This is a genomic window from Vibrio sp. C8, from assembly GCF_054051265.1.
This window is the reverse complement of sequence record NZ_JBPAOE010000008.1, coordinates 19,321-46,085: the sequence shown is the minus strand read 5'-3', so window position 1 is coordinate 46,085 and position 26,765 is coordinate 19,321. Positions and strand designations below refer to the sequence as shown.

The 26,765-nt window shown below is 40.2% G+C and carries 24 protein-coding genes; 18 read left to right on the top strand and 6 right to left on the bottom strand.

The window, feature by feature from the left end; all coding sequences use genetic code 11:
- Positions 1 to 65 precede the first annotated feature (65 nt).
- Positions 66 to 518, top strand: coding sequence for a GNAT family N-acetyltransferase (locus tag ACRQQK_RS04775; RefSeq protein ID WP_102967209.1), 453 nt, complete (start codon positions 66 to 68; stop codon positions 516 to 518).
- Positions 519 to 565: 47 nt separating this feature from the next.
- On the top strand, positions 566 to 991 hold the full coding sequence (locus ACRQQK_RS04770) for a GNAT family N-acetyltransferase (protein ID WP_102967210.1): 426 nt from the start codon (positions 566 to 568) through the stop codon (positions 989 to 991).
- 73 nt (positions 992 to 1,064) lie between these two features.
- Here ACRQQK_RS04770 and ACRQQK_RS04765 read toward each other — a convergent pair whose 3' ends face one another.
- A complete protein-coding gene (locus ACRQQK_RS04765; RefSeq protein WP_102967211.1) occupies positions 1,065 to 2,021 on the bottom strand; it encodes a nitrilase family protein in 957 nt (318 codons plus the stop codon).
- A 99-nt stretch (positions 2,022 to 2,120) separates the two neighbouring features.
- On the opposite strand from ACRQQK_RS04765, the gene ACRQQK_RS04760 reads away from it, so the two are divergent.
- The 3 genes from ACRQQK_RS04760 to ACRQQK_RS04750 all read left to right on the top strand — a co-directional run bounded on the left by ACRQQK_RS04760 (position 2,121) and on the right by ACRQQK_RS04750 (position 6,018).
- Positions 2,121 to 2,993 carry a LysR family transcriptional regulator gene (locus ACRQQK_RS04760; RefSeq protein ID WP_102967212.1) on the top strand — a complete coding sequence of 291 codons (873 nt, stop codon included), beginning with the start codon at positions 2,121 to 2,123 and terminating at the stop codon, positions 2,991 to 2,993.
- A 284-nt stretch (positions 2,994 to 3,277) separates the two neighbouring features.
- Positions 3,278 to 5,119, top strand: coding sequence for an ATP-dependent nuclease (locus ACRQQK_RS04755; protein WP_102967213.1), 1,842 nt, complete (start codon positions 3,278 to 3,280; stop codon positions 5,117 to 5,119).
- A 488-nt stretch (positions 5,120 to 5,607) separates the two neighbouring features.
- Complete coding sequence (locus tag ACRQQK_RS04750; protein WP_102967215.1) at positions 5,608 to 6,018, top strand: H-NS histone family protein; 411 nt, start codon at positions 5,608 to 5,610, stop codon at positions 6,016 to 6,018.
- Positions 6,019 to 6,177: 159 nt separating this feature from the next.
- Here ACRQQK_RS04750 and ACRQQK_RS04745 read toward each other — a convergent pair whose 3' ends face one another.
- Positions 6,178 to 7,551, bottom strand: a complete 1,374-nt coding sequence (locus ACRQQK_RS04745; protein WP_102967216.1) for an MATE family efflux transporter — start codon at positions 7,549 to 7,551, stop codon at positions 6,178 to 6,180.
- A 67-nt stretch (positions 7,552 to 7,618) separates the two neighbouring features.
- On the opposite strand from ACRQQK_RS04745, the gene ACRQQK_RS04740 reads away from it, so the two are divergent.
- From ACRQQK_RS04740 to manA, 13 genes are all read left to right on the top strand, one after another.
- A complete protein-coding gene (locus ACRQQK_RS04740; RefSeq protein ID WP_102967217.1) occupies positions 7,619 to 8,515 on the top strand; it encodes a helix-turn-helix domain-containing protein in 897 nt (298 codons plus the stop codon).
- A 257-nt stretch (positions 8,516 to 8,772) separates the two neighbouring features.
- Positions 8,773 to 9,645 (top strand): carbohydrate ABC transporter permease, encoded by an 873-nt coding sequence (locus ACRQQK_RS04735; RefSeq protein WP_102943002.1) that lies wholly within the window; start codon positions 8,773 to 8,775, stop codon positions 9,643 to 9,645.
- A 1-nt stretch (position 9,646) separates the two neighbouring features.
- Positions 9,647 to 10,585 (top strand): carbohydrate ABC transporter permease, encoded by a 939-nt coding sequence (locus tag ACRQQK_RS04730; RefSeq protein WP_102964507.1) that lies wholly within the window; start codon positions 9,647 to 9,649, stop codon positions 10,583 to 10,585.
- 7 nt (positions 10,586 to 10,592) lie between these two features.
- A complete protein-coding gene (locus ACRQQK_RS04725; RefSeq protein WP_102964508.1) occupies positions 10,593 to 11,207 on the top strand; it encodes a YesL family protein in 615 nt (204 codons plus the stop codon).
- Positions 11,208 to 11,228: 21 nt separating this feature from the next.
- A complete protein-coding gene (locus ACRQQK_RS04720; protein ID WP_112404628.1) occupies positions 11,229 to 12,455 on the top strand; it encodes an AGE family epimerase/isomerase in 1,227 nt (408 codons plus the stop codon).
- 14 nt (positions 12,456 to 12,469) lie between these two features.
- Entirely contained in the window at positions 12,470 to 13,552 is a 1,083-nt protein-coding gene (locus tag ACRQQK_RS04715; RefSeq protein WP_102967219.1) for an ABC transporter ATP-binding protein, read from the top strand.
- Between the two features lie 141 nt (positions 13,553 to 13,693).
- Positions 13,694 to 14,698 carry a LacI family DNA-binding transcriptional regulator gene (locus ACRQQK_RS04710; RefSeq protein ID WP_112404627.1) on the top strand — a complete coding sequence of 335 codons (1,005 nt, stop codon included), beginning with the start codon at positions 13,694 to 13,696 and terminating at the stop codon, positions 14,696 to 14,698.
- A 191-nt stretch (positions 14,699 to 14,889) separates the two neighbouring features.
- The gene (locus tag ACRQQK_RS04705) at positions 14,890 to 16,254 is read left to right on the top strand and encodes a phosphohexomutase domain-containing protein (RefSeq protein ID WP_102967221.1); all 1,365 of its coding nucleotides are present in this window, start codon (positions 14,890 to 14,892) and stop codon (positions 16,252 to 16,254) included.
- 42 nt (positions 16,255 to 16,296) lie between these two features.
- Positions 16,297 to 17,289, top strand: a complete 993-nt coding sequence (locus tag ACRQQK_RS04700; protein WP_457510270.1) for a glycoside hydrolase family 130 protein — start codon at positions 16,297 to 16,299, stop codon at positions 17,287 to 17,289.
- Between the two features lie 116 nt (positions 17,290 to 17,405).
- Positions 17,406 to 18,578, top strand: a complete 1,173-nt coding sequence (locus ACRQQK_RS04695) for a glycoside hydrolase family 130 protein (RefSeq protein ID WP_102967223.1) — start codon at positions 17,406 to 17,408, stop codon at positions 18,576 to 18,578.
- Between the two features lie 184 nt (positions 18,579 to 18,762).
- Entirely contained in the window at positions 18,763 to 20,064 is a 1,302-nt protein-coding gene (locus ACRQQK_RS04690) for a carbohydrate porin (RefSeq protein ID WP_102967224.1), read from the top strand.
- 83 nt (positions 20,065 to 20,147) lie between these two features.
- The gene (locus ACRQQK_RS04685) at positions 20,148 to 22,130 is read left to right on the top strand and encodes a methyl-accepting chemotaxis protein (protein WP_457510268.1); all 1,983 of its coding nucleotides are present in this window, start codon (positions 20,148 to 20,150) and stop codon (positions 22,128 to 22,130) included.
- 62 nt (positions 22,131 to 22,192) lie between these two features.
- A complete protein-coding gene (gene manA, locus ACRQQK_RS04680) occupies positions 22,193 to 23,377 on the top strand; it encodes a mannose-6-phosphate isomerase, class I (protein WP_457510267.1) in 1,185 nt (394 codons plus the stop codon).
- Positions 23,378 to 23,591: 214 nt separating this feature from the next.
- On the opposite strand, the gene ACRQQK_RS04675 is transcribed toward manA, so the two are convergent.
- The 4 genes from ACRQQK_RS04675 to ACRQQK_RS04660 all read right to left on the bottom strand — a co-directional run bounded on the left by ACRQQK_RS04675 (position 23,592) and on the right by ACRQQK_RS04660 (position 26,684).
- Entirely contained in the window at positions 23,592 to 24,599 is a 1,008-nt protein-coding gene (locus tag ACRQQK_RS04675) for an NADP-dependent oxidoreductase (RefSeq protein WP_457510266.1), read from the bottom strand.
- Positions 24,596 to 25,006: a hypothetical protein gene (locus ACRQQK_RS04670; RefSeq protein ID WP_457510265.1), complete on the bottom strand. Its 411-nt coding sequence runs from the start codon at positions 25,004 to 25,006 to the stop codon at positions 24,596 to 24,598. Before ACRQQK_RS04670 ends, ACRQQK_RS04675 begins: the two co-directional genes overlap by 4 nt.
- A 5-nt stretch (positions 25,007 to 25,011) precedes the next feature.
- Entirely contained in the window at positions 25,012 to 25,830 is an 819-nt protein-coding gene (locus tag ACRQQK_RS04665; RefSeq protein WP_457510264.1) for an oxidoreductase, read from the bottom strand.
- Between the two features lie 71 nt (positions 25,831 to 25,901).
- The gene (locus tag ACRQQK_RS04660) at positions 25,902 to 26,684 is read right to left on the bottom strand and encodes an SDR family NAD(P)-dependent oxidoreductase (protein WP_457510263.1); all 783 of its coding nucleotides are present in this window, start codon (positions 26,682 to 26,684) and stop codon (positions 25,902 to 25,904) included.
- Positions 26,685 to 26,765: the final 81 nt, after the last annotated feature.

Below are 26,765 nucleotides of genomic sequence, written 5' to 3'. Positions count from 1 at the left end.
GGTTTGTGGTGCTTTGGAAATAATATCTACCGTTTAAATGTAAGAATGTAACTATAGAGGAAACAATGGAATATCGTGAAGCAACGCTTGAAGATGCTGTACAATTGTCCAAGCTTTTTCATGCCTATCGCCAACTTTCCGTCAGTTTAGACAATCCAGCTAACGAAGATGAATCATCGAAGTGGATCTCATCAAGAATATTAGACGGGAACGGTATTTTTTTAATTGCATTAAGTGACAAGAAACTATTGGGTTTTGCCACTTTGTATCAGGGCTTTAGCTCGATTTCGTTAAATCATTATTGGATATTAAATGATTTGTTTGTTACAAACGAAGCAAGAGGCTCAGGTTTAGGTCGTGGCCTAATGGAGTTTGCTGAACGATATGCAAAAAAGACTAACGCAAAAGGCATAGAATTAGAGACTGCTGTTGATAATAAGGTTGCCCAGTCGCTCTACGAAGATTTAGGGTATATAGAAAACACTCGCTATAAAACGTACTTTAAAAAAATGGCTTGAGAATCACCGGCTGTTAGGTATTTGGTTTTGTTTGGTGAAACAATAAGATGGAAATAATTATAAGTAAGGATTTAGGGGTAGTTAAACAGGCTCAGGCCATTCGCCACCAAGTGTTTACTCTTGAGCAGAATATCCCACAAGAATTAGATCTTGATGGTTTAGATACGGAATCAATTCATGCTCTTGTGATTGAAAAGTCTGTACCTATCGCTACAGCACGCTTAACGATTAACAATGATGGTTCGTCAGTGATGGCAAGAGTCGCGGTCGTTGAAGCGTATCGAGGTTTAGGTATCGCGTCTAAAGTTGTGTCGGCTTTGATCGAACACGCAGAAAAGATTGGTGTAAATTCAATATTAATTCATGCACATAATTACTTGAGAAGTTATTACGAAAAGTTTGGCTTCCAGTTTATCAAAGAGGTTGAAATTGTGGGTGAGCATCAGTTAATCGAGATGCAGCAAGTGTTTTAGAGTGACGATTATGAACACTGGCCACAGTTGTTCGCTATGCCAGTGTCTAACAGCAATGGTGTGTATAGTTGATTTATTCTTCGGAAAACCTTGCGTCAAACGCTGACAGCTCATGGCCTTTAGTCGTAAGCGCTTGATAAAGCTCTGGCCTGCGGCCTCGAATCCAACGCCTTCCCGTGCACATCTCTAACTCCTGTGCTTTGAGATCGGCAATCACCATATCCTCATCAACGCTATCGGTTTCAGCTAAAATTTGTCCATATGGATTAAGGATCATTGCGTTTCCTGTCCTGACTTCATCCATATCAACACCGACACCATTACTGAATATCAGAAACATCCCGTTGTCATGGGCACGGGACGGCAACCAGCGCATTAGCCATTCACGTCCTTTGTGTCCTTGCATCTCTTCGCGAATGGCTTCAGGGTTCTGTTTACGGTCATACCACAGTTGTGGGTCGATGAGTCCCATAGCATTCGGACTACGGGAATGACAGCCACCAGTTTGATGAGGCGCAACGAGGATATCCGCGCCATTCAAAGCAGTAATTCTAGCGTTTTCAACCAGGTTGTTATCCCAACAAATCAGTATCCCGACACGACATCCATGTGGAGTGTCAAAAACGGTATAATCATTGCCGCTTTCCATGTATCGACTGACAAATGTATGTAGTTTTCGGTGTTTCGCCAGTCGGCCATCAGTCATCGCCATAACGTAAGTATTATAGAGTCTCCCTTTATCGTCCATTTCAATTAATCCAGCACCAATACTGATTTTGTATTGAGCGGACATGGCGAGTAACGCCTGGCATGTCGCCCCTTGAGGAACATACTCAGCGAGGGTACGAATATCAGGCTCGCTTAGTGTTGATACATGCCAGTATCCGGTGATGCACATTTCGGGGAACACAATAATACTGACATTGAGCTTAGCGGCTTGTTCAACATAACGCTGAATTACAGAGAGATTGTAGGTTTTGTCATTGGCCCTGTGATTAAATTGGACGGAGGCAACGCGCTCATCTTTCATGGACTGTTCCTTAGGTTGTTGTGAATTGACGTTATCAGTATAAAAAGTCACTTACATTCCATATAATGAATAATATTCTGTATTCAATGACACCATGGAATGGATTTCGATCAATTACGCACATTTTGTCAGTTAGCGATAGATGGTAACTACCGAATCGCCTCTGATCATCTTTATATTACGCAATCAGCGCTAACCAAGAAAATTCAGCGTCTTGAGGCACATATTGGATTTGTTCTATTTGATAGAGGAAGGCAAGGCGCTTGTTTAACTCAGGCAGGTCTGACGCTTTTGCCAGAAGCACAACGTTTAATGGATAACTTCAGCGCCTTTCAATCTTTAACTGTTCGAGTCGCCGAGGGAACGACAGGGTCTCTAAAAATAGGCTTTGGAATATCTTCTTATGTCCTAGCCCCACGCTATATCACCCGTTTTAAAACTCGCTTTCCTGATATTCATATTGTGCTCAATGACATACCATCACAATTACAAACGGAATTATTACTTCGTGGTGACCTTCAGCTTGGTTTTAACCGGCTTCCAGTACTTCCCCCATTGAAAAGTATCAAGCTTTTCTCAGATCATTTAGTGGTCGCCGTTCATCGTTGTCAGTTAATTGACGAAGGCGAACTTTGGGCTTCTTTACGTCATCTAGACTATTTGAGGCTTACCCCGGAACGAGGACAGGGCTTGGCGAAACAGATAGATAGGTTATTGATAGAGGAAAATCAAATACTACATCCCGTACAGGAAGCCGATGATATCGCGACTCTGTTAGCCCTTGTTTCAGCAAACTCAGGCTTTACGATTGTACCTGCCAGTGCTTGTCATATTGCTAATGATAGCGTTCGCCTCATTCCATTACGTGGACCAAGTGCTGTGTGGGATGTAGGTATCATTTGGAATGAGGTATTGGACAACGTCGCGAGAGACAACTTCATTAAATTTGTTGTAGCAGAGCACCAATCCTGACGTTGCGATACGAGTCACATCCTTTTGTTTTCAATCTGCAATGCTGAATTCAAAGTCATCGCCGTCAACAAATCTCTGCCCCAAAGTGAGTTGAGCACTCATGAATGAGTAGTCTTTGCGAACTACTTTTGAAATACATGATCTAATGGCAAACCCAAGTGCAAGGCTACTCCCCCTTATTTGCTTACTGGCTAGAACTTCTCGTTTTGCTTGAGAAATTTAAACTACTGAAAAGTATACTTTTGTATTAGTATTTAGGCTCTAAGATAACTTTGGAGCAATAAATGATACGCCTGATCTCTATCAAGAACTTCCGTTCTATCTCTAATCAAGCGTTTAAGGCTGAAGAGATCACGACATTTGTTGGAAGAAATGATGCTGGAAAGTCCAATGTGCTACGAGCACTAAACCTGTTCTTCAATGGACAAACAGATCACAATCAGAGCTTTAATTTTGAGAACGATCACAATAAATATGCTCCTAAGTACAACCAACGTGCGCAAGAGATTGTTATTGAACTTGCGTTAAAGCTTCCCAAAAGCTATCGAAAAAACTTAACGTTAGACTATGTTTACTGGAAAAAGGTATGGCGGGAAGAAGGGGTTCGAAATGATTATGAAGAAAGTGGGTTATGTACAATCAGGAATAATCAGATACAAAAAAGAACTAAAGGTTTTCCTCCTCGCAGCAAAATTCCATATTTATTGAACGCAATTGATTTCGAGTATATACCCGCAACAAAAGACTGGAATTATTTTCAGAATTTGCAAATTAAGCTATATGATTCATTGGCTAACTTATCTGATCAAGGTTTACATCAATCTGCTTCAAGTTTCGAAGAAGAGATAAATGCTCATGTTCAAGAGCTTACACAGGCAATAGACAATGAGTTTTCGGGCAGTAATATGGTCAAACTACCCAAAAACCTTAGGAGCATTTTTGGGGCGTTGGAGTTTAATTCCGATGAAATTCCATTGACGAGGAGAGGTGATGGAATAAAAATTCGCCACATACCAATGATCCTGTCATTTATTGCGTCTAGGAAGCAAAAAGCGGCAAAGAGAAATACTATTAAACCCCAGATATGGGCTTTCGAAGAGCCAGAGAATAACGTTGAGTTCTTATCCTGCTTCGAGCTTAATAGGCAGTTGATTGAAGCTGCAATAAATTACACTCAAATACTAATTACAACTCACTCTCCAGCAATTTACGCTATTGGTTCATCTGAAAAGTTACCTTCAAATGTTAAAACAACCAGTTACTATGTTGGACAGAAAGATAACGCCACTTTTGTTAGTCAGACTGATGAGAAGGCATTACATGGTAATATGGGCTTTTTACAGCTAATTGCACCAATAGTTGAAGATAAAAGAAAAGAGTGGGATCAAAGAGAGAAAGAGTACATCCAAACTCAAGAAAATCTTAAAAATAAACTTTCTAAAACTAAGCTACCTCACCTTTTCCTTGAGGGAAAAAGTGATAAGAAAGTTTTTGGTTGTTTACTTAAAGCAAAAGGTCTTAATGACAAGGTTCATATCTTTGTCCCATCAAATGCTAGTAACGGTGCAAATTCAGCAGCTGATAGGCTACAAGCATTTCATTTGCTTCAAAAGCACGTTAAGCCCAAGGATAAATTGCAAGCTCTTATCATTTTGGACAACGATGATGCAGGAAAAAAGGCCTCAGATACTTTAGACGATGCTGTTGCTTCCAAGCATATCAAACGCTTTTTATTGAAGCCTAATGATGACCTAAAAGCAATGTTCAAAGTTGGCGGATTAAATATAAATACAGATCTGGAAAGGCTAATGCCTCCTTCACTTTGGCAGCTAGCCAAGACGAAAGGTTGGGTCGAGTTAGTTGACGACCACTATGAAAAGTTAACTGAATGTGGGCGAAAAAAATTATGCAATGACAACATTAGCTTTGATGACCTTATTAGCAAGCTATCTGAGCATCAAAAGGATCTACTAAACTATCGATTCACCGACGAGGGCAAAGATGCTTTAAGCCGTCATATTGAGTCCTCGCAAGACGAAGCTCTAATACATGCGTTGCTTGAAGCATTTAAAGAGCCATTGGATATCATAGAAAATTTCTTGCTAGCGCCTTCTAAAACCCAATAAGTCGAGACTTTATTCTGTGGCTACAAAAAGTTAAAGGTTAGTCTCGGAGATGCTTGGGAGTATCAACTTAGCATTACTTAGTGGTTTTGCCATACTGGAAGTAATTTATGAGTTTCTGATTTGGCAAAATCACTTACTCATTTATGTCCATCTTCGTTTCAGCCGGTTTGGGCTGAAATTGTTTGGGCTGAAACATTTCGTCCCAAACTTAATTAGCCGCTCGCTGCGAGTTAACAGAAAATCAATTCTTAAATATCTCTATTCAGAAATTAAGATGTTTATTTGATTGGAGATATTTTACTATCACTCAATTTAAGTATTAGAACTCGAATTTATGATTTTTTATCCTATTTATGAGTAGATCCGATATAATTCTTCTCTCCACTAAGCATTCGGTTATCGCACCTTAAAGACGATATAAGATCTTCGCATGTGGAATATATTTAGTAAGAACCAATTTGCACATGTGTTATTAACTTGGGAATAGTATGAACGAACTAATAAAAACTTTATTAAACTTACGCAGTTTGAGAGCATATTCTCGTGAACTAACGTTAGAACAGCTAAATGAAGCTCATAGTAAGTTGCTTCTCGTTGTTGAAGAACGTCGTGAAGAAGAGGCTAAGCTAAGAGAGCAAGAACAAGCTAAAGAAGCCAAGCTAGCAGCTATTGCAAGACAGATCAAAGATCAAGGAATTGATATCCATGAAGTGATTTCAGCCCTTTCATCGATATCTAGCTCCAATAAGCAGAAATCAAAGAGAGCGCCACGTCCAGCTAAATATAAATATATTGACGCGGCTGGCTCAGAACAATTTTGGACAGGTCAAGGACGTACTCCAAGCGTAATTCAAAATGCATTAAATCAGGGTAGCTCTTTAGACGACTTCTTGATCTAATTATGATCTAGCTGAGTGAAGCTTTGGTTCAGCAGGATGTAAAAAGCTCATCACGAATGTGATGAGCTTTTTAATAGCGAGTACTATCTATATTATTAACAAATAACAACCGCTTGAGGTTTAAAAATATTTCTGATCCCTACAGTACATTAGATTCCACTAAACGCGGGCACTAACAGTCAGATCTCTCAGCCATAGATGTTTGTTGTATCGACGCCAACACAGGGTTAATTTAATTACTTCTTCTAATAGCATCATCGCGTAAACCTGTTCGAAACTTAAGTGGAGTATAAAGGCGGCAATTGCTGTAAACGGAAGACCGAACATCCACATGGCTATAAAATCCATTTGCAAACAGAACTTGTTTTCTCCTCCTGCGCGTAATATCCCATTGATGATGACCATATTAAGCATTTTAAGGCTCACAGCGATACTGAGTAGTGTAATTGTTGGCTTGGATAGTGACGTGTACTCAGGATTGTCCAAACCTAAAGCTGATAAAAACCAAGGTTGAAAAACTAGCAAGATTACCGTGGTCGCTATACCTAGTATTGCGAAAGCTCGAGTAAACAGTCTCGATATTGCTTTAGCATCTGTGAATTCTGCACACCCAAGATGCTGCCCAATTATCACCGAGCACGCCACAGATAGACCAAAAAACAGCGAGAAACATAGTGATTCAAATGGTCCAAGAGTGCTAAATACAGCAAGTTCTAGTGTTCCCATATGCCCAAAGATAACTTGATACAACATGGTTCCAATAGCCCATAGAACGGCTCCGGAAACTGCTGGAATGGCTAGTGAGATATATTTCTTATGTAGCCCTTCAACATCCAGATTATTTATATTGGTACTCTTAAGCCAATGTTGCTTGAATCCTAAGTAGCTGAAAAAGATTATTATCTGTGTAGCTCTAGATATAGTTGTAGCTAATGCCGCACCCGCGACTCCCATTGGTCCTATTACATAGATGCCATTAATTAAGCAGTAGTTTAGAGCTATGTTTACGATTATGGTGATTGTTGCGATGACTAAAGGGCTAAAACTATCACCAGTAGAGCGTAGAGTTGACTCTAGAACTATCACTAAATGAGTAAGTATCAAAACGGGTGATGCATAGAGTAGATAATCACTGCCTAAAGCTATAACTTCTATGTCTCTGGTTTGAAGGTTCAATATGTTGTCTGAGAACACAATGAAGATAGTTGTGACTGGAATTAAAATCCATATACCGGCTTTTGCAGCCAACAATGTGACAGCTTTAGTGGTACTACGTTCTCCCTTCCCCCAATATTGAGCTACCAGTATGCTGCTAGCGGTAGAGAGTCCAGCCATGATCATAATAGCGACAAAATGCCATTTAGAGGCAAGCCCCACGGCGGCTGTTGCTTCCTTACCAAAGTTTCCAACCATTAAAACATCAGCTAATGCGAGTATGGCTACCAATGCACTTTGAATAGCTACAGGAACTCCGATTCTAATTGTTTTCGACAAAACTGCTGATGTTTCGGGTGTTAAGTAGATTCTTTTCATGACAAATTTGTAACCTGGATACGAAAATGAGATTGTTGAACTTTAAGCATTTAAGGCACTAAACGAAATGTTCCAAAGAAATGAAAATCTGTGCAAATCTGTCATCGATGCAAAAACACAGCCATCAAGAAAATGGAAAGATGATGTATTCCTTGCTCCAGAATGTCGGGAGCGATTTCTTGTGCTCTCTGATGTTCCAGAGATGAAGCAATTTGACATTTTTATGGCAGGTTTAGCGCAGTTAAAAAATGGATATGTTGTAGAAAGGAGTAGTCCTGATGTGCACACAGTGCTTGTGACATTAGAGGGTGCTGGAGTATTAACAACGTCAGAGTGCACTCTAGAGGTAGGGATAAACACCGTTACATTTTTGCCCGCAGGCAAGCCCTTTCGATTTGAGCTAAATGATCAATCGAAACCATGGAATATGGTCTGGTTGCTTCTTAATAACGTGGAAAGATGGAATAGCGTTGCCAAGTCATATCGTCCAGTTATTAATTTTGATTCAGCCGAATCTGTTTGGTCTCTGACTTCTTTAATTCATAACGAAATAGATGGTAGATCTGCGTTTAGAACAATGATGTTAAGTGAGCTAGTAAAACTTCTTTCTAACGTTGAGATAGACCTGTCTGATACACAAATGCGAGTATTAAGCATGTTGAATACAATGGAATCACAGCTCCATCTTGATTGGAGCGTTACAGACATTGCGGCATCTGTGTTCTTAAGTACTGAGCAACTCAATAGAGTTGTAAAGCAGATTGTGGGGATGACACCTAGAGAATACTTGATTCATTTACGAATGAAGAAGGCTGCGGACTTATTAGGAAATAAAGACTGGTCGATAAAAATGATCGCGCTTAGATTGGGATATCAAGATCCTAATAACTTCACACATCGATTTCGCAAATTCTATGGAATATCTCCTCGTAGATATCGTGATAGTTTAAATCTCAATTCGTAACGTTTCGATTTGGTTGTTTTGATACATTTTGAGCGTTTCATCACATTTAACAACTGCTTCATATATGGGCTTTGATCACAAACAAACTCGATATAGAGGTTTGTTTATTGATCGGTTTCACATTAAACCTATATGACAGTATTGAGTGATTGCTATGACAAAATCGTAACGTTAAGATTTGCGTGTAAATGAGATGAATCAGTTCAACCAAAATCTAAATTTAAGGATGGCTGGTTGGATATTTTTTGGGAGCTTATATGTTTAACTTGACGTTAAAGCAACAGCAAAGGCTAATCATCGTTATGTTCTTAACGATTCCGCTGACGTTGCTGTTTACTTTCTCTTATTACCCAGCAAGCCAACTCTTCTATATGAGTGCGACAGATTGGGATGGCTATGCACCAGTTAAGAACTTTATTGGACTCGACAACTACACGTATTTGTGGGAAGAACCAGACCAACTAAACCCATTATTAGTGACTCTTTACTATTTTGCTGGTGCAGTTATTCAGTTAGTACTCTCGCTTTGGTTTGCTGTACTTGTAAACTCCAAACTCGCAGGTCGAAACCTATTTAAAACACTACTTTTTATCCCATTTGTTCTAAATGCTGTAGCGGCATCTATGGTGTTTCAGATTTTTTATCAGGTAGATGGTGCATTAGATAGTTTCTTGATACTGATTGGTTTAGAGAATCTTATTCAACCATGGTTAATGGATCGTGATGTCGTCAATTGGGCGCTAGTTGCAGCATCAATCTGGCGTTATCTAGGTTTCAACTTAATACTGTTTTACGGTGTATTACAGTCAATTCCACAAGACCAATATGAAGCCGCTAGAATTGAAGGCGCATCAGGTTGGCAACAATTTCGTCTAATCACATTACCGTCAATTAAACTCGTTATTGGCTTACAAGTGCTTTTGGCATTTGTTGGTTCACTCTCGGTTTTCGAAATACCAATGATCATTACAAAAGGTGCAAACGGCACTAAAACATTTGTAATGGCTACTCTGGAAACAGCATTTAATTTCAATGATTTCGGTCTAGCGTCAGCAATGGCTGTGCTACTTCTAATGATTGTTGTGTTGTTTATGATTCTTCAAAAAGTGTTGTTTAAAGAGGAAAAGTAGTATGTCAGATAAAACGTCAACTATGACCTATGAAGAGCAGCTTGTAGTAAAAAAAGTAGAGCGCTCAAAACGTTTAATTCGAAAAGCACGATTTAAAAAGAATTTGTCTAATCCGTCATGGGTATTCTGGGCACTATTTAAGTATATGACATTGATCCTAGCGTCATTTGCTGTGTTAGTACCTCCATATTCCGTATTGATGGCTTCATTTAAGACATTAGATGAGTACTACAACACGAGTAAGGTAGGTATTCCCGAAACATTCTTGAACTTTAGCAATTACATCAAAGTATTCGCTGATGGTGATCTTGGGCTAGCATTCCTAAATACAGGTACTATTTTGCTAGTGTCGCTGTTCTTCACTATCGTGTTCGGTACTCAAGTTGCATATGTATTGTCTCGATTTGAATTCAGAGGAAAAAAATTAGTCTTGTTGGCTTACGTTGTGGCTATGGTAATTCCAGCGGTTACAACTCAAGTTGCAACTTTTGAAGTGATTAAGAGTTTAGGGCTAATTAATAACAAAGCGTCGGTAGTTCTGTTATACATTGGTGCTGATGTTGTAATGATTTATGTATTCCTCCAATTCATGAAAGGTATTCCTGAGGAGTTAGATGAAGCTGCGAAGATGGAAGGTGCCTCTTATTTCCTCATCTACAGAACCATAATCTTACCTTTGCTGAAGCCAGCAATTGCGACAATTATTATTTTGAGAACGATCTTTATCTACAACGATTTCTACTTTCCTTTACTTTACTTGCCTGAATCATCGCAAGTGACAGTGTCAACTGCACTCTATAAGTTCACTTCTGTGTTTGGTACTGAGTGGACAACGATATCAGCAGGGATTGTAATTATCTTAGTTCCATCAATCGTTATATTTCTTACACTTCAGAAGCAAATCTATTCTGGTGTAACTAATGGCGCAGTGAAGGGGTGATTAGACTATGAATTCGTCCTCACTTATTAATGCTTGTCATTGGATCACTCGTTTAGCATGGTTAAACGTAATCTGGTTCTTTTTGTCTTTAATCGGTGGGGTAGTGTTTGGTGTTCTGCCTGCAACAGTCACAGTGTGTTACCTAATACGAAAATATTTAAACGGTGCTGCGAAAGTTACGCTAAAAGACGCGTGGAATACGTACCGAGCTGAGTTCTTTCGTAGCAATAAAGTAGGGTTAGTATTGTTGTTACCAACGATATCCTTTCTTTGGTACATACATTGGGCAATTTTAAACCTTGAAGGGATCTCAACAGTTATCATGTTATGTGGCTTGCCAATAACAGTACTGATGATTGTTTTGACTTATTGCACATTAGTCCAAATGAGCATTTATGAAGCTGATAGCTTGAAAGATGAATTAAAAAATGCCGTCGTATTACTCGTAGAAGAAAAGCGAGTAGTCCTGTTTACGTCAGTGGTTTTTCTAATATGCATCATTTTGCTTCTAGTAAATCCGATAGTTGGAATGTTCTTTAGCGTCTCTCCTGCGTTATTTTGCACAATAGGATTGTTGTGGATGAACAAGAATGAACTTAAAAATTCCTATGCTGAATTATAAAAATATTTGCGAGAAAACAATATGTTAGATTTATTTAAGATAAAAAACAGCATAACTGAAGAAGCTACAAGCATTCTTGATTTTTGGTTGAGTATGCAAGACAAGAATCTGGGTGGCTTTTATTGTTACGCAGACTACACGGGTAACATTGATACTGAACATGAAAAATCAGTATTGCTACATTCTAGAATTCTTTGGACATTTTCTTCTGCATATCGAGTGCTTGGAGACAAGCGTTATTTAGCCGCAGCAGAGCATTGTTACAAATTCATGGTTGATAAAGCTCTAGATTCTTTGCACGGCGGTGTATATTGGCTTTTAGATAAAAATGGTAACGTTACGGATTCTCAAAAGCACGTGTATAACCAAGGTTTTGCTATTTACGCTCTTAGTGAATATTACCTGGCTAGTGGTGCGGAAGATGCATTAGACGTTGCAATGAACTTGTTCTATTTAGTAGAAGAGCATGCTTATGATGTTACTTACGGTGGCTATCGTGAAGCGTTTGATAAGAATTGGAATCCGATTGAGAACCAATTGGTATGTGACACAGCAGAAGGAATTCTCGCTGAAAAATCAATGAATACACACCTACATGTACTTGAAGCGTATACAGTATTGCATCAGGCTACTCAAAATGAGTTAGTTGAACGTAAATTGAGTGAGCTGTGTAAACTGATGTCAGAAAAAGTCGTTGATGGCACTCTACATTATGGGCTGTTCTTTACTAGAGACTGGCGCTGTGTTTCTGGAGACGTTTCATACGGTCATGATATCGAGGGTACTTGGTTAATGGATGAAGCAGCCAAGCAGATTCATGATAAAGCACTAGCAAATAAAGTGTTCGATCAAAGTTACGATATGGCTTGCATAACTAGTGTTGAAGGTGTGGATCGTGATGGTGCTGTTTTCAACGAACTTAGAGAAGGACATTTGCTAGACTCAGACCGCATTTGGTGGGTTCAAGCAGAGGCAATGGTTGGTTTTTTTAATGCTTACCAAAAGAAAAATGCGGTAATGCTGTTGGATAACGCTGTTGGTTGCTGGAACATCATTCAGCAGCAGCTAAAAGATAAGTTAAATGGTGAATGGTATTGGAAAGTTAAGCGCAATGGACAGCCTTATAAAGGCTTACCTAAGGTCGAGCCTTGGAAATGTCCTTATCACAATGGACGCGCGTGCTTAGAGATGATCAAGCGTATTGACCTATCCAACAGCCAAACAACAACTAAATTTAAGAATGTATAAACGAGGATGGCAACATGCATGCTGTAGAAGTAAAACAATTAAATAAATCTTTTGGTAAAACCGTCATCCTTAATGACATTGATTTAGAAATGGAAGCAGGTGGCTTTACTGTATTGCTTGGTCCTTCAGGTTGCGGCAAGTCGACATTATTGCGCTTGATTGCAGGTTTGGAAGATGTCACTTCAGGGCAAGTTATCATTGGCGGAAAAGATGTTACTTTGGCAGACCCGAAAGACCGCGATATCGCTATGGTGTTCCAGTCCTATGCCCTTTTCCCTCATATGACAGTTGCAGAGAACATCGGTTTCGGTATGAAAATTAATAAGAAGCCAGCCGATCTTATAGCGAGACGAGTTAAAGAAGTATCTGAAATGCTTCAAATTGAACATTTGCTTGATCGTACTCCAGCGCAATTATCAGGGGGACAGAGACAGCGTGTTGCAATCGGTCGAGCACTAATGCGCCAGCCTAAGGTGTTCTTATTTGATGAACCTTTATCAAACTTAGATGCAAAGTTGCGTGGAGAGATGAGACTAGAACTGAAGAAGCTACATGCAAACCTAGACTCAACTATCATCTATGTTACACACGATCAAATTGAGGCAATGACACTTGCTACAAAAATCGTGTTATTAAACAAAGGGATACCTCAACAAATAGGTACACCTTATGAAATCTATAACCAGCCAGCGAATATTTTCGTAGCGAAGTTTGTGGGTGCTCCTCAAATCAACCTTCTAAAAGGTACATTACACAAGAAAGATGACTCATGGGGCGTACTCGTTAACAACACATGGATTCCGGTTAAAGACTACAACTTCACTTCAAAACCAGTTGAAGATAGAAAGGTTATTTTTGGTATCCGACCTGAACATGTCACACAATCACCGCTAAATAGTCACTTTGAACTAAATCTACCTATTAGTGCCTTTGAGATGACTGGGTCAGAAACTCTTGCTGAGTTCGATATGTTCGGAATGCCTTTGAGAGCGAAGTTAGATGCGAATATTCAGATTCGAAATGGAGACAGATTAGACCTTCATTTGAATTTACAGAACGTTTCGATTTTCTGTGCAGCAACCGAAGAGAGAATATAGTTGTTGAATAAATTAAAAAAAACAGGCTACAACAGCCTGTTTTTTTTGACTTACTTAAAATTTATGTGTCTTGCACTTGAGTAAGACATATATCAGTGAGACACTTTCTTAACGTTACGAATTTAGCAATCATGGAACCCTATGTCTAAAGCTACCTTAAAAACAATAGCTGAATATACAGGATTGTCTGTTACAACTGTTTCTCGCGCACTGAAAGATGGTGACGATGTAAAGCAACCGACAAAAGATAAAGTAAAAGCGGCTGCTACTAAGTTGGGCTATAGACCAAATCTATCCGGAGTAGGGTTAAGAACTGGTATCAACTACAACATTTGTGCGATATTGCCAGTGACAAAAGCTGGAGATATTGTTGGTGATGTTGGCACGTTATCACTGATCGCTGGCTTAACTGCGGGACTAGACGGCACACCATTTCACCTTACTGTTTTACCATTAGAACCAGATCAAGACCCACTAGAACCAGTTAAATACGCGGTTGAAAACAATTTGGCTGGCGGGATCATTTTCAACTTAACACTGACGCAAGATGAGCGAGTCACTTATCTTCATGAGCAAGGCATCCCTTTTGTTACCTTTGGTCAAACAGAGATGAGCATAGAGCATGCTTATGTTGATATAGATAACTACGATATTGGCTATAGGGCTGCGAGTTATCTATACGATAAAGGTTGCAAGAGAATCCGCTTACTTAGTTCTTCTCAGATTTATACTTATGCTTGGCATAAGTATTACGGAGTGAAGAGAGCATCAATGGAACATGGTATCCAGTTCTCAAAAGATAGAGACATTATCTTTGACACAAATGTGGATAATTACCGAGAGTATGCTCGAAAGATGATGGAGTCGGACGATGCCCCTGATGGTGTTATTTGCGGGTCAGAAATTAGCGCATGTGGCATGATTGCTGGTATCCAAGACGCAGGTAAGAAAATTGGTGAAGACGTACAAGTTATTGCTGTTGAAACTTGTGATTTACCGAGTTTCTTCACTCCTCCTGTACCTGGCTTAAGACAAGATTTTCATAGTGTAGGAAAGATGCTATCTCGCTATATCGTCCAGTGTGTTGAAGGGGCTGATCCAAAAGAGCTTCAGTACGTAGAGAAGACAACTCTCTACCCTAGATAACATTCTTTAATTTAGAAATCGTAACCATTTCATTTAGAGCCAGTGATTTTACACTGGCTTTTTTATGTCCCCCCAATATTAGAAAGTTAAAACTCAATATACATCACACTTATAGCCAAAAATCTCAAGATATCCTTGAAAGGATCTGTGAAAAAAATAAAATGGTAACGTTACGATTTTGAGGGTTGGAAATGAAAAAGTTAGTTCAAGCTTTTAAAGCTTACGACATCAGAGGAAAGTTACCTGACGAGCTTAATGAGGATATCGCTTATAGGATTGGCAGAGCTTGTTCCGAGTTTCTTTCTGCTAAGAAAGTAGCTGTCGGTTTTGATATTCGCCTAAGTAGTCAATCATTAGCTCAATCTTTACGCGAAGGGCTAATTGACGGTGGTTCTGAGGTTTTAGACTTGGGATTAGTGGGTACTGAAGAAGTTTATTTCGCAACAAGTCACCTTAAACTTGATGGCGGTATTATGGTTACAGCAAGCCATAATCCTAAAGAATACAATGGGATGAAGCTAGTTCGTGAGCAGTCGAAACCAATCAGCGGTGATTCTGGCTTAAATGAAATTAAGGACTTAGTTGAGTCTAGAGACTATGTTAAGTCAAATAATGCGTCTTTATACACAGAAAAATCGCAACGTTACGATATTTCTGGCGAGTACACGGAACATTTGCTGAGTTACTTGAATCGAGAGTCGTTGCGTCCGCTACGAATTGTAGTAAATGCTGGTAACGGTGCAGCAGGTCATATGATTGATAATATTGAAGCAAACCTGCCGTTTGAGTTCATTAAAGTAAATCATAACCCAGATGGTAACTTCCCTAATGGAATTCCTAACCCTTTACTGCCAGAAAATCGTCAAGCGACAATAGACGCTGTCATTGAGCACAACGCTGATTTTGGTGTCGCATGGGATGGTGATGTAGACCGATGCTTCTTATTTGATGAGAACGGTCAGTTTATCGAAGGCTACTACATTGTTGGTATGTTGGCAGAAGCGTTTTTAAACAAAGAGCCAAAGGCTAAGATTATTCATGATCCTCGATTGACATGGAATACTATCGATATTGTTTCGCAAGCAGGTGGTGTTGCAGTTCAATCAAAAACAGGTCATGCGTTTATCAAAGAACGTATGCGCCAAGAAGATGCAGTTTATGGCGGTGAAATGTCCGCGCATCATTACTTCAGAGATTTCGCTTATTGTGATTCTGGAATGCTACCTTGGCTATTAATTGCAGAACTTGTTTCTACCAAAGGGCTAAGCCTTTCACAATTTGTAGCTAAAGCTCAGTCGCGTTACCCAATTTCGGGTGAAATTAATCGCCATGTACTTGATGCAAAGAGTGCAGTACAGCGTGTATGGGATGAGTTTATTGATACCGCAGTTGTAACTGATATTACTGATGGCATAAGCATGGAATTTAACGAATGGCGATTTAACTTACGTTCATCAAATACAGAGCCTGTCGTTCGCTTAAACGTTGAATCGCGTGGTAATCCAGATTTAGTTGAAACGAAAACAAAACAAATTTTGGCATTGCTTGAAGCGTAGTGCTTATAAAAATTTAATTTTAGATATTAACCGGAGTACAAAATGTCTGTGAAAATTATTGGTGACGCTATTCCTAACATGCCTTGGCAAGAGCGTCCAGCAACTGAAAAAGGCGTAATGTGGCGTCATAGCGAAAACCCTATTATCGATTGGAACCCTTTCCCTGCGGCAGCTCGTGTTTATAACTCTGCGGTTGTTCCATTTGAAGGTTCATTTATTGGTGTCTTCCGCTGTGATTACAAAAATGGTCGACCACATCTACATGTAGGTCGTTCAAGTGATGCATTAAACTGGGAATTTGAACACAACCCTATCGAGTGGAAAGACAAAGATGGTAAGCCATTTCAACCAACTTATGCTTATGACCCTCGCGTAGTTAAGGTCGAAGACATCTACTATGTAACTTGGTGTACTGATGACCATGGAGCGACTCTTGGTGTTGGTATGACTACAGACTTTAAGACATTTACACGTCTTGAAAATGCTTGTGTACCGTTTAACCGCAATGGTGTTCTGTTCCCTCGTAAAATTAATGGTCAGTTTGTTCTTCTAAATCGCCCTTCAGATTCAGGTCATACTCCATTTGGTGATGTTTTCCTGAGCCACTCTAATGATATGGAATACTGGGGTAAGCATAGACACGTAATGGGTAAAGGTGGCAACGGTTGGTGGCAAGGTACTAAGATCGGTGCTGGTCCGATTCCAATTGAAACTTCAGAAGGTTGGTTGATGATTTACCACGGCGTATCCGGTACGTGTAATGGTTTTGTATATAGTTTTGGTGCTGCACTACTTGATATCGATGAACCATGGAAAGTTAAGTACCGCACTCGTGACTACATTTTAACGCCAGAAAAATCATATGAAACAACAGGTTTTGTACCAAACGTTGCTTTCCCATGTGCAGCGCTAGCCGATGCAGATACAGGTCGTATTGCTGTTTACTACGGTGCTGCTGATACCTATTCGGCAGTAGCTTATACAACTGTAGATGACTTGATCAATGAGCTGAAAAGCAACTCAGAAGTATTTTAATACTGTACTAATTAATTTAGGTGATTATCGTAACGTTTCGTTTATCACCTAAATGATTGTATAAAACAAAATATATTCTATTTATTAGAATTTAATTTAAATATTAAAGGTTTTATATGTCAATTTTTAATGAAAGACTCTCATTATTGAAATCTGAGTTTAAAAACAATACTGAATATAAGAATGCTCCAGTTAAGCCTGGTAATGGTTTATTTTATCGATATGAAAAACCAGTTTTGACGGCTCAACATGCTCCTTTAGCATGGCGTTATGATTTAAATTCTGAAACAAATCCATTTTTAATGGAGCGTTTAGGAATTAACGCAGTTCTTAATCCTGGTGCGATTGAACTGAATGGAAAATTCTATTTGGTAGCACGTGTTGAAGGCTATGACCGCAAGTCGTTTTTTGCTGTAGCTGAGTCAGCTAATGGTATTGATGGATTTGAATTTTGGGAAAAGCCATGTGTGATCCCTGAAACTGATAATCCAGATACAAATGTCTACGACATGCGCTTGGTGAAACATGAAGATGGCTACATTTATGGTTTGTTCTGTACAGAGAGAAAAGACCCAAATGCAGCTCCTGGTGATGAATCTGCTGCCGTTGCACAGTGTGGTATTGTACGAACTAAAGACTTAGTGACATGGGAACGCCTACCTGATCTAAAAACACGTTCTGCACAGCAGCGAAACGTAGTCTTACATCCTGAATTTATCGATGGTAAGTATGCATTATACACTCGCCCTCAAGACAGCTTCATTGAAGCAGGTGCTGGCGGTGGCATCGGTATGGGCTTTGCAAATTCAATGGATAATGCCGTTGTAGAAGAAGAATACGTTATTGATCCAAAAACTTACCACACAATTAAAGAGTCAAAGAATGGTCAAGGTCCTGCGCCAATAAAAACGGATAAAGGCTGGCTGCATATTGCTCACGGAGTACGTAACACTGCGGCAGGTTTAAGATATGTTCTGTATAGCTTCATGACTTCACTTGAAGATCCTAAGAAAGTTACACACAGACCTAGTGGTTATTTCTTAGCGCCAGAAGGAAATGAGCGTGTAGGTGATGTATCAAACGTTGTCTTTTCGAATGGTTTGATTGCTCGTGAGAATGGCGAAGTCTTTATTTATTATGCGTCTTCCGATACTCGTTGCCACGTTTTAACTACTACCGTAGAGCAGCTCGTTGACTATGTTGTAAATACTCCTAGTGATCCGCTGACATCTGCTGAGTGTGTAAAACAACGCATAGCATTGATTGAGTCGAACAATAAGTATAAATAGTCAATTTAATAATAAGGGCACAGCTAAGTGCTCTTATTATAATGTGATCTTTGTAATATTTTTAAATCCAATAGTAACGTTAATCGCTAAATATTCCTTTGCCATCAGTGGTTCCTTTGTACATAAGGTTTTACTAAGGATGGTTGTTATAAAAACACCTACAGTAACGATAAGAAGAAACACTATGAAATTAAATAAATTAACGAAAGGCATTATCTTAGGATTGGTTGTAACCTCTGCTCCCGCACTTGCAATCGAAACTGCGACTGAGTTCCATGGTTACTTAAAATCAGGGTTATTGTTGAACGGAGACGGCACACGTTCAAACTCATTAGGTTTATTTACTAGTTACGGTAAGTTCCGTCTTGGCAATGAGCAGAATACTAAGATCGAATTGCTACCAACTTTCAAATTTACTACTGATGAAGGTACATGGGCGAAGGTACGCACAAACCTAACTCATGAAACGACTTGTACTGCGGACTGGAATTGTCAAGACGGTGACAACCATGACATTCAGTTCCGTGAAGGTTTTGTTGAAATGGGCGGTTTTTCGTTTTCTCCTGAAAGTGTTTTCTGGGCGGGTAAGCGTTACAGTTCATCAAATACTTCAAACCATCAGTATGACTGGGAATACATTCAATACAATGGCACTGGTGGTGGTGTAGATAAAGTCGATGTTGGCTTCGCCAAAATGGACGTAGGTATCTATGCATTTATGCCAAGTGACCGAAATAATGAAAACCCTACAGACACTACTATTCAAGGTTACTCAGACGATCTATCCCTTAATGTTTGGTTCAAGAAAATTGCCGATACTGGCTTAGACCTTCAGTTTGTTGCTCATTCAATGGAGGAGCATTCGTGGCATCAAGGTGCGGCTACAGATGGTCTCGGTGCTACAGGTGTTTACAATTTTGATGGCTTTTATGGTGTAGCAAACGGTTATTCACGAATTGCGGTTCAATATGGTCAGGGCTTAGCTTCTGGTGACTCATTGGGCAAAAACGGTTGGGGTTTTGCTAACTCGGAAGATACCAAATCTACACGTGTTGTTTTCGATGGTCTGGCTAGCCTGAGTGATTCTTGGGAGCTATCAACTTTTGCATTCTATCAAAAAGATTCCGACTACTCCCCATGGAGTGATTGGAGCGACGCATCAACAGTAGGATATGACCGTGACAGTTTTGCTATCGGTGTACGTCCGCACAACCAGATTACAACTAATTTTGCAATGCAATACGAGTTGGGTTACGAGCACATCAAAGAAGACAAAGTTGATGGTGCAGATGGTGGCTTCTACAAAGTGACGATTGCTCCAACTCTAATGTTAGAAACGGGCTTCTGGGCACGTCCTCAAATCCGTGCATTTGTAACTTACGCGAAGTGGGATGATGAAGCAGCATCGAAAATCGATAGTGGTTATACGCGTAATGGCGATACAGACACTCTAAATTTCGGTGTTCAAGCGGAAGTTTGGTTCTAACTTGCCTTACCTAGAAACCATATACATGTCTTAGGTTTTGGAGAGGGCTTTGCTCTCTCCTTTTCTCGTAATTTGGAAGTGTTATGAAAGTTGTAACTCAAGTCATTATTGCGTTCGTAAGTGTAATCGTAATGTTCTCTGTAACTAATGCTTTTACGGTTTACCGCTCTACATCAGCAAAAGCGAACTTAGCAGAAATCATCCAAAGTTCTCTATCACTGAATGAGATGGCAAACAACTTACAACATCAAAGCCAATCTATAGATTTACAACTTAACGACATACTGGTTCTTGATAAAATAGACACTGTAGACATAGCAAAGGGTGATTTACAAAACAGCTATGAACACTTAGTGCAGAGTGTAAGCTCAGCACATTTCTTTGAAGATTATACTCAAAAGCAACTTATTGAACTCATTGGCTCTTGGCATAAGATATCTAATCAGCTTGTTGAGTCCAAGAAAGAAATAATCTCTCTAGACCAAAAAATCATTCGTGATCGCAAAGAATTAGAAAATATTGCTGCTTCATCAGACATCATTTTCAAAAGAGTGGTTGATAAGAGAACGGATATTGATGAGTTTTTGCGAAAGGATATTGAGGCTTATCTTGAAAAGCGGAATGCCGCTATTGCACTGTCGAATAGGATACTATTTTCAAGAGATCTTGAAGACGCTATCAGTACTCAGAAGCAGATTAAATATCTAGAGTCGATTATTGCAGAGGAAGAAGACTATCTCCTAGATGAATTAGTTGATCTAAATAATGATCGAGACTATCAAAAAATTAGTGAGCAGTTAACAGAATACCTATTTTCTACATCTGGTGTTAGCGCTAATCAGATCAACTTATTAAATAAAATCAAATACGTACAAGACCTTAAAGAGCAGTATTCTAATTATAAATCGGGATTCGCTGACCATCTAAAGCAAATTGTATCTGTTGTTCGTGATAACAATCAGAAATTGAAATCCAATGTAACAACAGTATTAGATACGATTGTGTCATTTCAATTGGTGACACTGGTCGTTTGCGTAGTCTTTGTGCTCTTCGCTGGTTCCATTTTAACCCACAAGATCAAGAAACCCATTGGTTATGTTTTAAGTGTTTTAGAACGAATGGTGAATGGAGATTACACTCAACGAGTAAATACAGCGGGGTGGAGCGAAGAATTTACTTATTTAACGAAGCAACTGGAAAAGGTAATAAAAACTAATAGTTCGCTGATAAATCAGGTAAAAAATAACAATTCGGAATTGAGAGAACAGAGCCAAGACAATTCACAAGCTATCGGGAATGTCTGTGAAACTGGCAACGACCAGATGCTGTCTATGCATTCAATTTCCGCAGCCGCCGAGCAACTAGAAAACATTAGTAAAGATACTCAAAGCGCCGTAACAAAGGTGATGGGACACACGCACCTTATTCAGGAGTTCGTTGAAACAACTCTTATTTCTGTAGATGCAATGGTAACGGGCAATGAAGACTTAAATCAGCGGATTGCTGAGAGTTCCAAAACTATATCTGATGTAGAAAACCGTACATCAGATATCAGCCAGATTATTACTGTAATTGACGAAATTGCGAATCAAACAAATTTATTAGCTTTAAATGCGGCGATTGAAGCGGCAAGAGCTGGTGAGCATGGTCGCGGTTTTTCTGTCGTTTCAGATGAGGTGAGTAACCTTGCTAAACAAACAACTCACTCAACACACAAAATTCAAAAAATGATTGATAACTTGAATCGAGCGAGTACTACTGCTGTTCAGGGAATGTCTTCATGTTCAGTTCAAATGGAACAGAACACCCTCCATCTACAACAGGTTAAGACAGTTATTAATCAAATAAATGAACATATTTCAGATTTAGTAGTGGAAACAGATGTTATTACTCGTTCTTCAACCGAGCAATTTCAATCGTGTTCTCATATCGCTACCGCTGTCGCTGATGTTGTATCAGGTTTGGAAGTTAGTATAAGTGCATTAGAAAATGTAAATGAACGCAGTTCTCACCTCTTATATCTATCTAAGCAGCAACACCGTGAATTAGACAAATTTAATACTTAGTTTTGTAGGGACTTTGCTATCGCTTTCATGTGTAGCAGAGGAACTAATTTGAGGAGAGAAAGATGATCGAAATAAAAGGTTCAATAAAACAATATGCCTGGGGTGGTTATCACTATTTGCCAATGATGCTGGGCACAAATTTAGGAAATGAGCCAGCAGCGGAGTTATGGCTAGGTGACCACAAGTCCGGTTCTGCGACTTTAATTGATGGGTCCCCTCTGTGTAAATGGATCGAGGCGGCACCAGAATACCGTCTAGGTAAAGGCTTAGTCTTGCGTTATGGATGTCGTTTACCCTTTCTTTTCAAAATATTAGATGTAAGAGAGCCTTTATCTATACAAGTGCATCCAACCATTGAACAGGCGAAGAAAGGTTATAAACGAGAGATTTCTAAAGGTATCGCTCAAGATCAACGTAGCTATCATGATGACAACCATAAACCGGAGTTGATGCTAGCGCTATCCGATTTTTATTTATTGCATGGTTTCCGTAACGTTACGGAAACTTTGGCTGAACTAAACAAGTACAAGTCATTGCATGAACTCATCAAGTTGTATTCTGAGATCGGTATCAAGGGCTTTGTCTCTTTGATTTTTAACCTACCGAAATCAAATCTTTTTCGACTGTTAACCCCAATTATAGAAGCGAACCGTTCTGCTTACGCACAGAATGAAATCTCAAAATCTGAGTCTTTGTTCTGGTTTATGCGAGCGGTGGAAAGAATTGAGCGCGATAACATGGATCTTGATGCTGGGCTTTTGATGATATTCATCATGAACCTAATGTATGTGCCGAAAGGGGATGTTGTTTACCAAGGCGCAGGTGTACCTCACGCATATCTAGAGGGACAAAATATTGAGTTGATGGCTAACTCTGACAATGTTATTCGCTGTGGTTTGACCTCTAAGCATGTTGACACTAGAGAGCTACTGGAAATTACAGATTTCTCTCCTATCACGCCAGCTACCGTAAAAGGCAGAGCAAATACCGATGGAAGTACGGACTACATTGTCCCTGTGAATGATTTCGCTCTGAGAGAATATAAACTTGAAAAGGGACAATCACTAGCAACACCTGAGGAGGAAGGTGCATGTATCTGGTTTGTACTTAGTGGAGAAGTGAAGTTAGACAATCAACAACATTATTCAAACTCAGGTAGTGCGTTTTATCAGCGACCAGGCGAAGTAAACTTATTTCGAGCTGTTTCTGATGCTGCAATTTATCGTGCATCGGCTTCAACTAATTGATTTTACTTTTGTAGTTGGTCAGTTACCTGACCAACTACATATAGATATGGGAGGTTGCTCAGATCAGGGGGCCTTTGTTAACACTTCACTTGAATAAGCAGGTTTACTCACTTAACGAGAAGTCTAAAAGACTCGGTTCAACTAAGCGATAGCCATAACATGGCTCTCCGTAAATGCAGCTTATGCAACGCTTATAAATGAATATTGCTTTGTTTTAATCATGTATTTTGACAACGACTTTTCCTTTGGCATGTCCTTCAGCAAGGTAAGCCAGCGCTGCTTTTGCCTCTTCGAATGGAAAAACTTTGTCGATAACAGGCTTGATAGTTTCTGCTTCAATGAGTTTGCTGATTTCGCTAAGTTGAGCGCCATCGGGGCGAACAAATAGAAAAGAGTAGTCAACGCCTTTCTTTTTCGAGAGGCGGTTGATTTTTCGACTCATCAATCCAAATATAAAGCTTAATATCCCATTTAGTTTGCGTGTCCGAGCAAAAGCCGCATCTAGGGGGCCAACAAGAGAGATGATCTTGCTTCCTGGTTTGAGGATATTGATGGACTTCTCTATGGTGTCACCTCTTGTGGTGCCTAGCACTGCATCATAGTTGTTTAGCACTGCTTCAAACGCTTGTTTTTTATAGTTCACTACAGTGTCTGCGCCAAGATTGCGTACCAAATCGATATTTTTTGTACTGGTCGTTGTAGCAACCGATGCGCCAAGGTGTTTTGCTAATTGAATCGCAAACGTCCCTATGCCACCAGAACCTGCGGGAATAAAGACTTTCTGACCCGCTTTGAGAATGATACGTTCTTTGAGTGCTTGCCAAGCGGTTAGACCAACCATTGGGATTGAGGCGGCTTGCACGAAATCAAGATTAGCGGGTTTGTGCGCAGCCGTATTTTCTGGCACCAAAGCAAATTCAGCAAGCGAGCCAATGCCTAGATCAAAGATGCTGGCAAAAATAGCATCTCCTGGCTTGAAGCGTGTGACTTGGCTACCAACTTCAGTGACTACTCCAGCTAAGTCGCTACCGAGCGTTGCCGGCAACTTAAAATGAAGAACTGGTTTAAACGTCCCCGTTGGGATCATATTGTCGATAGGATTTACGCCTGCCGCGTAGACCTTTACGAGCATCTCATTGGGTTTGATTGTCGGCTTAAGGACATCACTAAACTCAATGACGGGTGATGATTTATGGTATTTCTTGAGAGTGAGTGCTTTCATTTATGTGTTCTCAACTTATTGCTAACGTGATGTTTTTTAATCGATGTGCGCCAAACATACAAAAAAGCCAATCCTAAAATCGCCTCTATCAACGCTGCTATCAGGATTCTGTTACTCACGTGACCTACTGAAAACTCATAAGCAGCTAGTAATATTAGTACAGTACAAGTCGTTATTATTCCTTTGATGAGTGCCATTCGGGTCGCTGAATGCTCAACATTTCTAGCCACGAAAAACATGATGGCTACCCCTATATAAAATGCCGCGCCACGGCGGCTAACAACGCCTGCGCCATCGCTATATTGCACACCCCATTGCGTCAGCATTTGCTCAGGGCATAACATCCAGCCAAGGGCTAAAACTAGGAACAACAAGGAAGTGAGTATTGCCACATGTCGAAAATTCACAGGTGTTATCCTTTCTCATCAATCCGTAAGCTTTTACGTATAACTTTATCCAATACAGAGGCTGGGGCAAATCTGCGTAAAAATCTAAGCTGTCCGGCTGCCTTACCAGTGGTATAACGTAATTGAGGCTTAGTTGCCTGAGCCGTTTTTAGCACCACCTCCGCGACGACCTCAGCCGTGTCGCCACCTTCCATCGCTTCTTCTACAACTTTAGTCAGCTTAGCGCGGATCTTGTCGTACTCTGGAAGCATAGAATCAGGCTGGACATTGTTTGCTTCAAATTTGGTTTTGGTAAAAGCCGGTTCGATCAATGACACTCTAATGCCGCGTGTACGCAATTCATGATCCAAAGCTTCAGAGTAGCCCTCAACGGCATGCTTGCTGGCGGCATAAAGGGCCAAATAAGGCATAGGCACAACACCTATAATTGAACTGATGTTAATGATCCGGCCAGATCCTTGACGGCGCATATGGGGCACGACCGCACGAGTCATACGGACAATACCGAAGAAGTTTGTGTCTAGAATACTCTTGGCTTGTTCTATTGAGCTTTCTTCTGCGCCTGCGGGTGCAACGCCAAAACCCGCATTATTAACTAAAAGATCAATGCGTCCCTCAAGGCGAAGAAGTTCGGTAACGGCAGCTTCGACAGATTCATCATTTGTCACATCAAGCGCCAGCATTGGAAAGCGAGCGCCACTCGAGGTTGCCCCACGTCGGCTCGTGCCGTAAACACGGTAGCCAGCAGCGGCAAGTTTGATGGCGGTTGCCTCGCCAATGCCGGATGAGGCCCCCGTCACCAGCGCGACAAATTTATTGGTCATTATATGTCACTCCTTAAGTAAGTTGTTTTCTAATGTCTTTGTGAGGCTATGAATCAAGGTTTTATGGTTGTTTATGCTGTTTTATAACGCGCAGCGGCATGTGACATCTCAATGTCAGAAAGCAACCCTTGTCGCGCTTTATCTAATTCATCCCAACGAGTTTCTTGATGAAGTGGTGGTATGGTGACAAGTTCTTTACGATCGAAACCAACTAATGCCGCATCGACGAGTTCATTGACTTCCATCATCGGCGAGGAGTTGCTGATATCGATTCCTGCGCGATCCCAGATTTCGGTATAAGTGCCCGCAGGTAGTAGCGCTTGCACGTAAATGCCTTTAGAGGACAATTCTAGATTCATACCTTGAGATAAGAACAAGACGAACGCCTTGCTGGCACCGTAGACAGTCATTTGGTATTCAGGTGCAAGACCTACGACAGAGGACACATTGACGATAGAACCTTTACCAACTTTGACTAATCGAGGGGCTACTGCATTAGCAAGTCTTGTTAATGCGGTAACATTCAACGTGATAAGCTTTTCGATCAGTTCTGGAGTCTGCTCAACAAAGTTACCAGATTGAGCAATACCTGCGTTGTTAATCAGTGTGTCAATGCGATCATCTTCTTGTAGGCGTTTTTCAACCAAGGCAAGGTCACTGGATTGGGTTAAATCAGCAGGCAAGACATCGACATTGACGCTGTATTCTTGGCGCAAACGAACGGCCAGTGCTTCAAGTTTTGCACCATCACGGGCAACAATAACCAAATCGTGACCACGACGCGCAAAGCGATCCGCATAGACAGCGCCAATGCCTGTAGAAGCGCCAGTGATAAGAACTGTAGAATTTGACATGATATTTTTCTCTTTAAATAGTGTTCTAAATAATGTGTAAAAAGTGGCGACACACAAACAACATGTCGCAACATTATTAGC

Coding starts and splice junctions, on each gene's coding strand:
- ACRQQK_RS04775 (WP_102967209.1), top strand. CDS start 66: ATGGAATATCGTGAAGCAACGCTTGAAGATGCTGTACAATTGTCCAAG.
- ACRQQK_RS04770 (WP_102967210.1), top strand. CDS start 566: ATGGAAATAATTATAAGTAAGGATTTAGGGGTAGTTAAACAGGCTCAG.
- ACRQQK_RS04765 (WP_102967211.1), bottom strand. CDS start 2,021: ATGAAAGATGAGCGCGTTGCCTCCGTCCAATTTAATCACAGGGCCAAT.
- ACRQQK_RS04760 (WP_102967212.1), top strand. CDS start 2,121: ATGGATTTCGATCAATTACGCACATTTTGTCAGTTAGCGATAGATGGT.
- ACRQQK_RS04755 (WP_102967213.1), top strand. CDS start 3,278: ATGATACGCCTGATCTCTATCAAGAACTTCCGTTCTATCTCTAATCAA.
- ACRQQK_RS04750 (WP_102967215.1), top strand. CDS start 5,608: ATGAACGAACTAATAAAAACTTTATTAAACTTACGCAGTTTGAGAGCA.
- ACRQQK_RS04745 (WP_102967216.1), bottom strand. CDS start 7,551: ATGAAAAGAATCTACTTAACACCCGAAACATCAGCAGTTTTGTCGAAA.
- ACRQQK_RS04740 (WP_102967217.1), top strand. CDS start 7,619: ATGTTCCAAAGAAATGAAAATCTGTGCAAATCTGTCATCGATGCAAAA.
- ACRQQK_RS04735 (WP_102943002.1), top strand. CDS start 8,773: ATGTTTAACTTGACGTTAAAGCAACAGCAAAGGCTAATCATCGTTATG.
- ACRQQK_RS04730 (WP_102964507.1), top strand. CDS start 9,647: ATGTCAGATAAAACGTCAACTATGACCTATGAAGAGCAGCTTGTAGTA.
- ACRQQK_RS04725 (WP_102964508.1), top strand. CDS start 10,593: ATGAATTCGTCCTCACTTATTAATGCTTGTCATTGGATCACTCGTTTA.
- ACRQQK_RS04720 (WP_112404628.1), top strand. CDS start 11,229: ATGTTAGATTTATTTAAGATAAAAAACAGCATAACTGAAGAAGCTACA.
- ACRQQK_RS04715 (WP_102967219.1), top strand. CDS start 12,470: ATGCATGCTGTAGAAGTAAAACAATTAAATAAATCTTTTGGTAAAACC.
- ACRQQK_RS04710 (WP_112404627.1), top strand. CDS start 13,694: ATGTCTAAAGCTACCTTAAAAACAATAGCTGAATATACAGGATTGTCT.
- ACRQQK_RS04705 (WP_102967221.1), top strand. CDS start 14,890: ATGAAAAAGTTAGTTCAAGCTTTTAAAGCTTACGACATCAGAGGAAAG.
- ACRQQK_RS04700 (WP_457510270.1), top strand. CDS start 16,297: ATGTCTGTGAAAATTATTGGTGACGCTATTCCTAACATGCCTTGGCAA.
- ACRQQK_RS04695 (WP_102967223.1), top strand. CDS start 17,406: ATGTCAATTTTTAATGAAAGACTCTCATTATTGAAATCTGAGTTTAAA.
- ACRQQK_RS04690 (WP_102967224.1), top strand. CDS start 18,763: ATGAAATTAAATAAATTAACGAAAGGCATTATCTTAGGATTGGTTGTA.
- ACRQQK_RS04685 (WP_457510268.1), top strand. CDS start 20,148: ATGAAAGTTGTAACTCAAGTCATTATTGCGTTCGTAAGTGTAATCGTA.
- manA (WP_457510267.1), top strand. CDS start 22,193: ATGATCGAAATAAAAGGTTCAATAAAACAATATGCCTGGGGTGGTTAT.
- ACRQQK_RS04675 (WP_457510266.1), bottom strand. CDS start 24,599: ATGAAAGCACTCACTCTCAAGAAATACCATAAATCATCACCCGTCATT.
- ACRQQK_RS04665 (WP_457510264.1), bottom strand. CDS start 25,830: ATGACCAATAAATTTGTCGCGCTGGTGACGGGGGCCTCATCCGGCATT.
- ACRQQK_RS04660 (WP_457510263.1), bottom strand. CDS start 26,684: ATGTCAAATTCTACAGTTCTTATCACTGGCGCTTCTACAGGCATTGGC.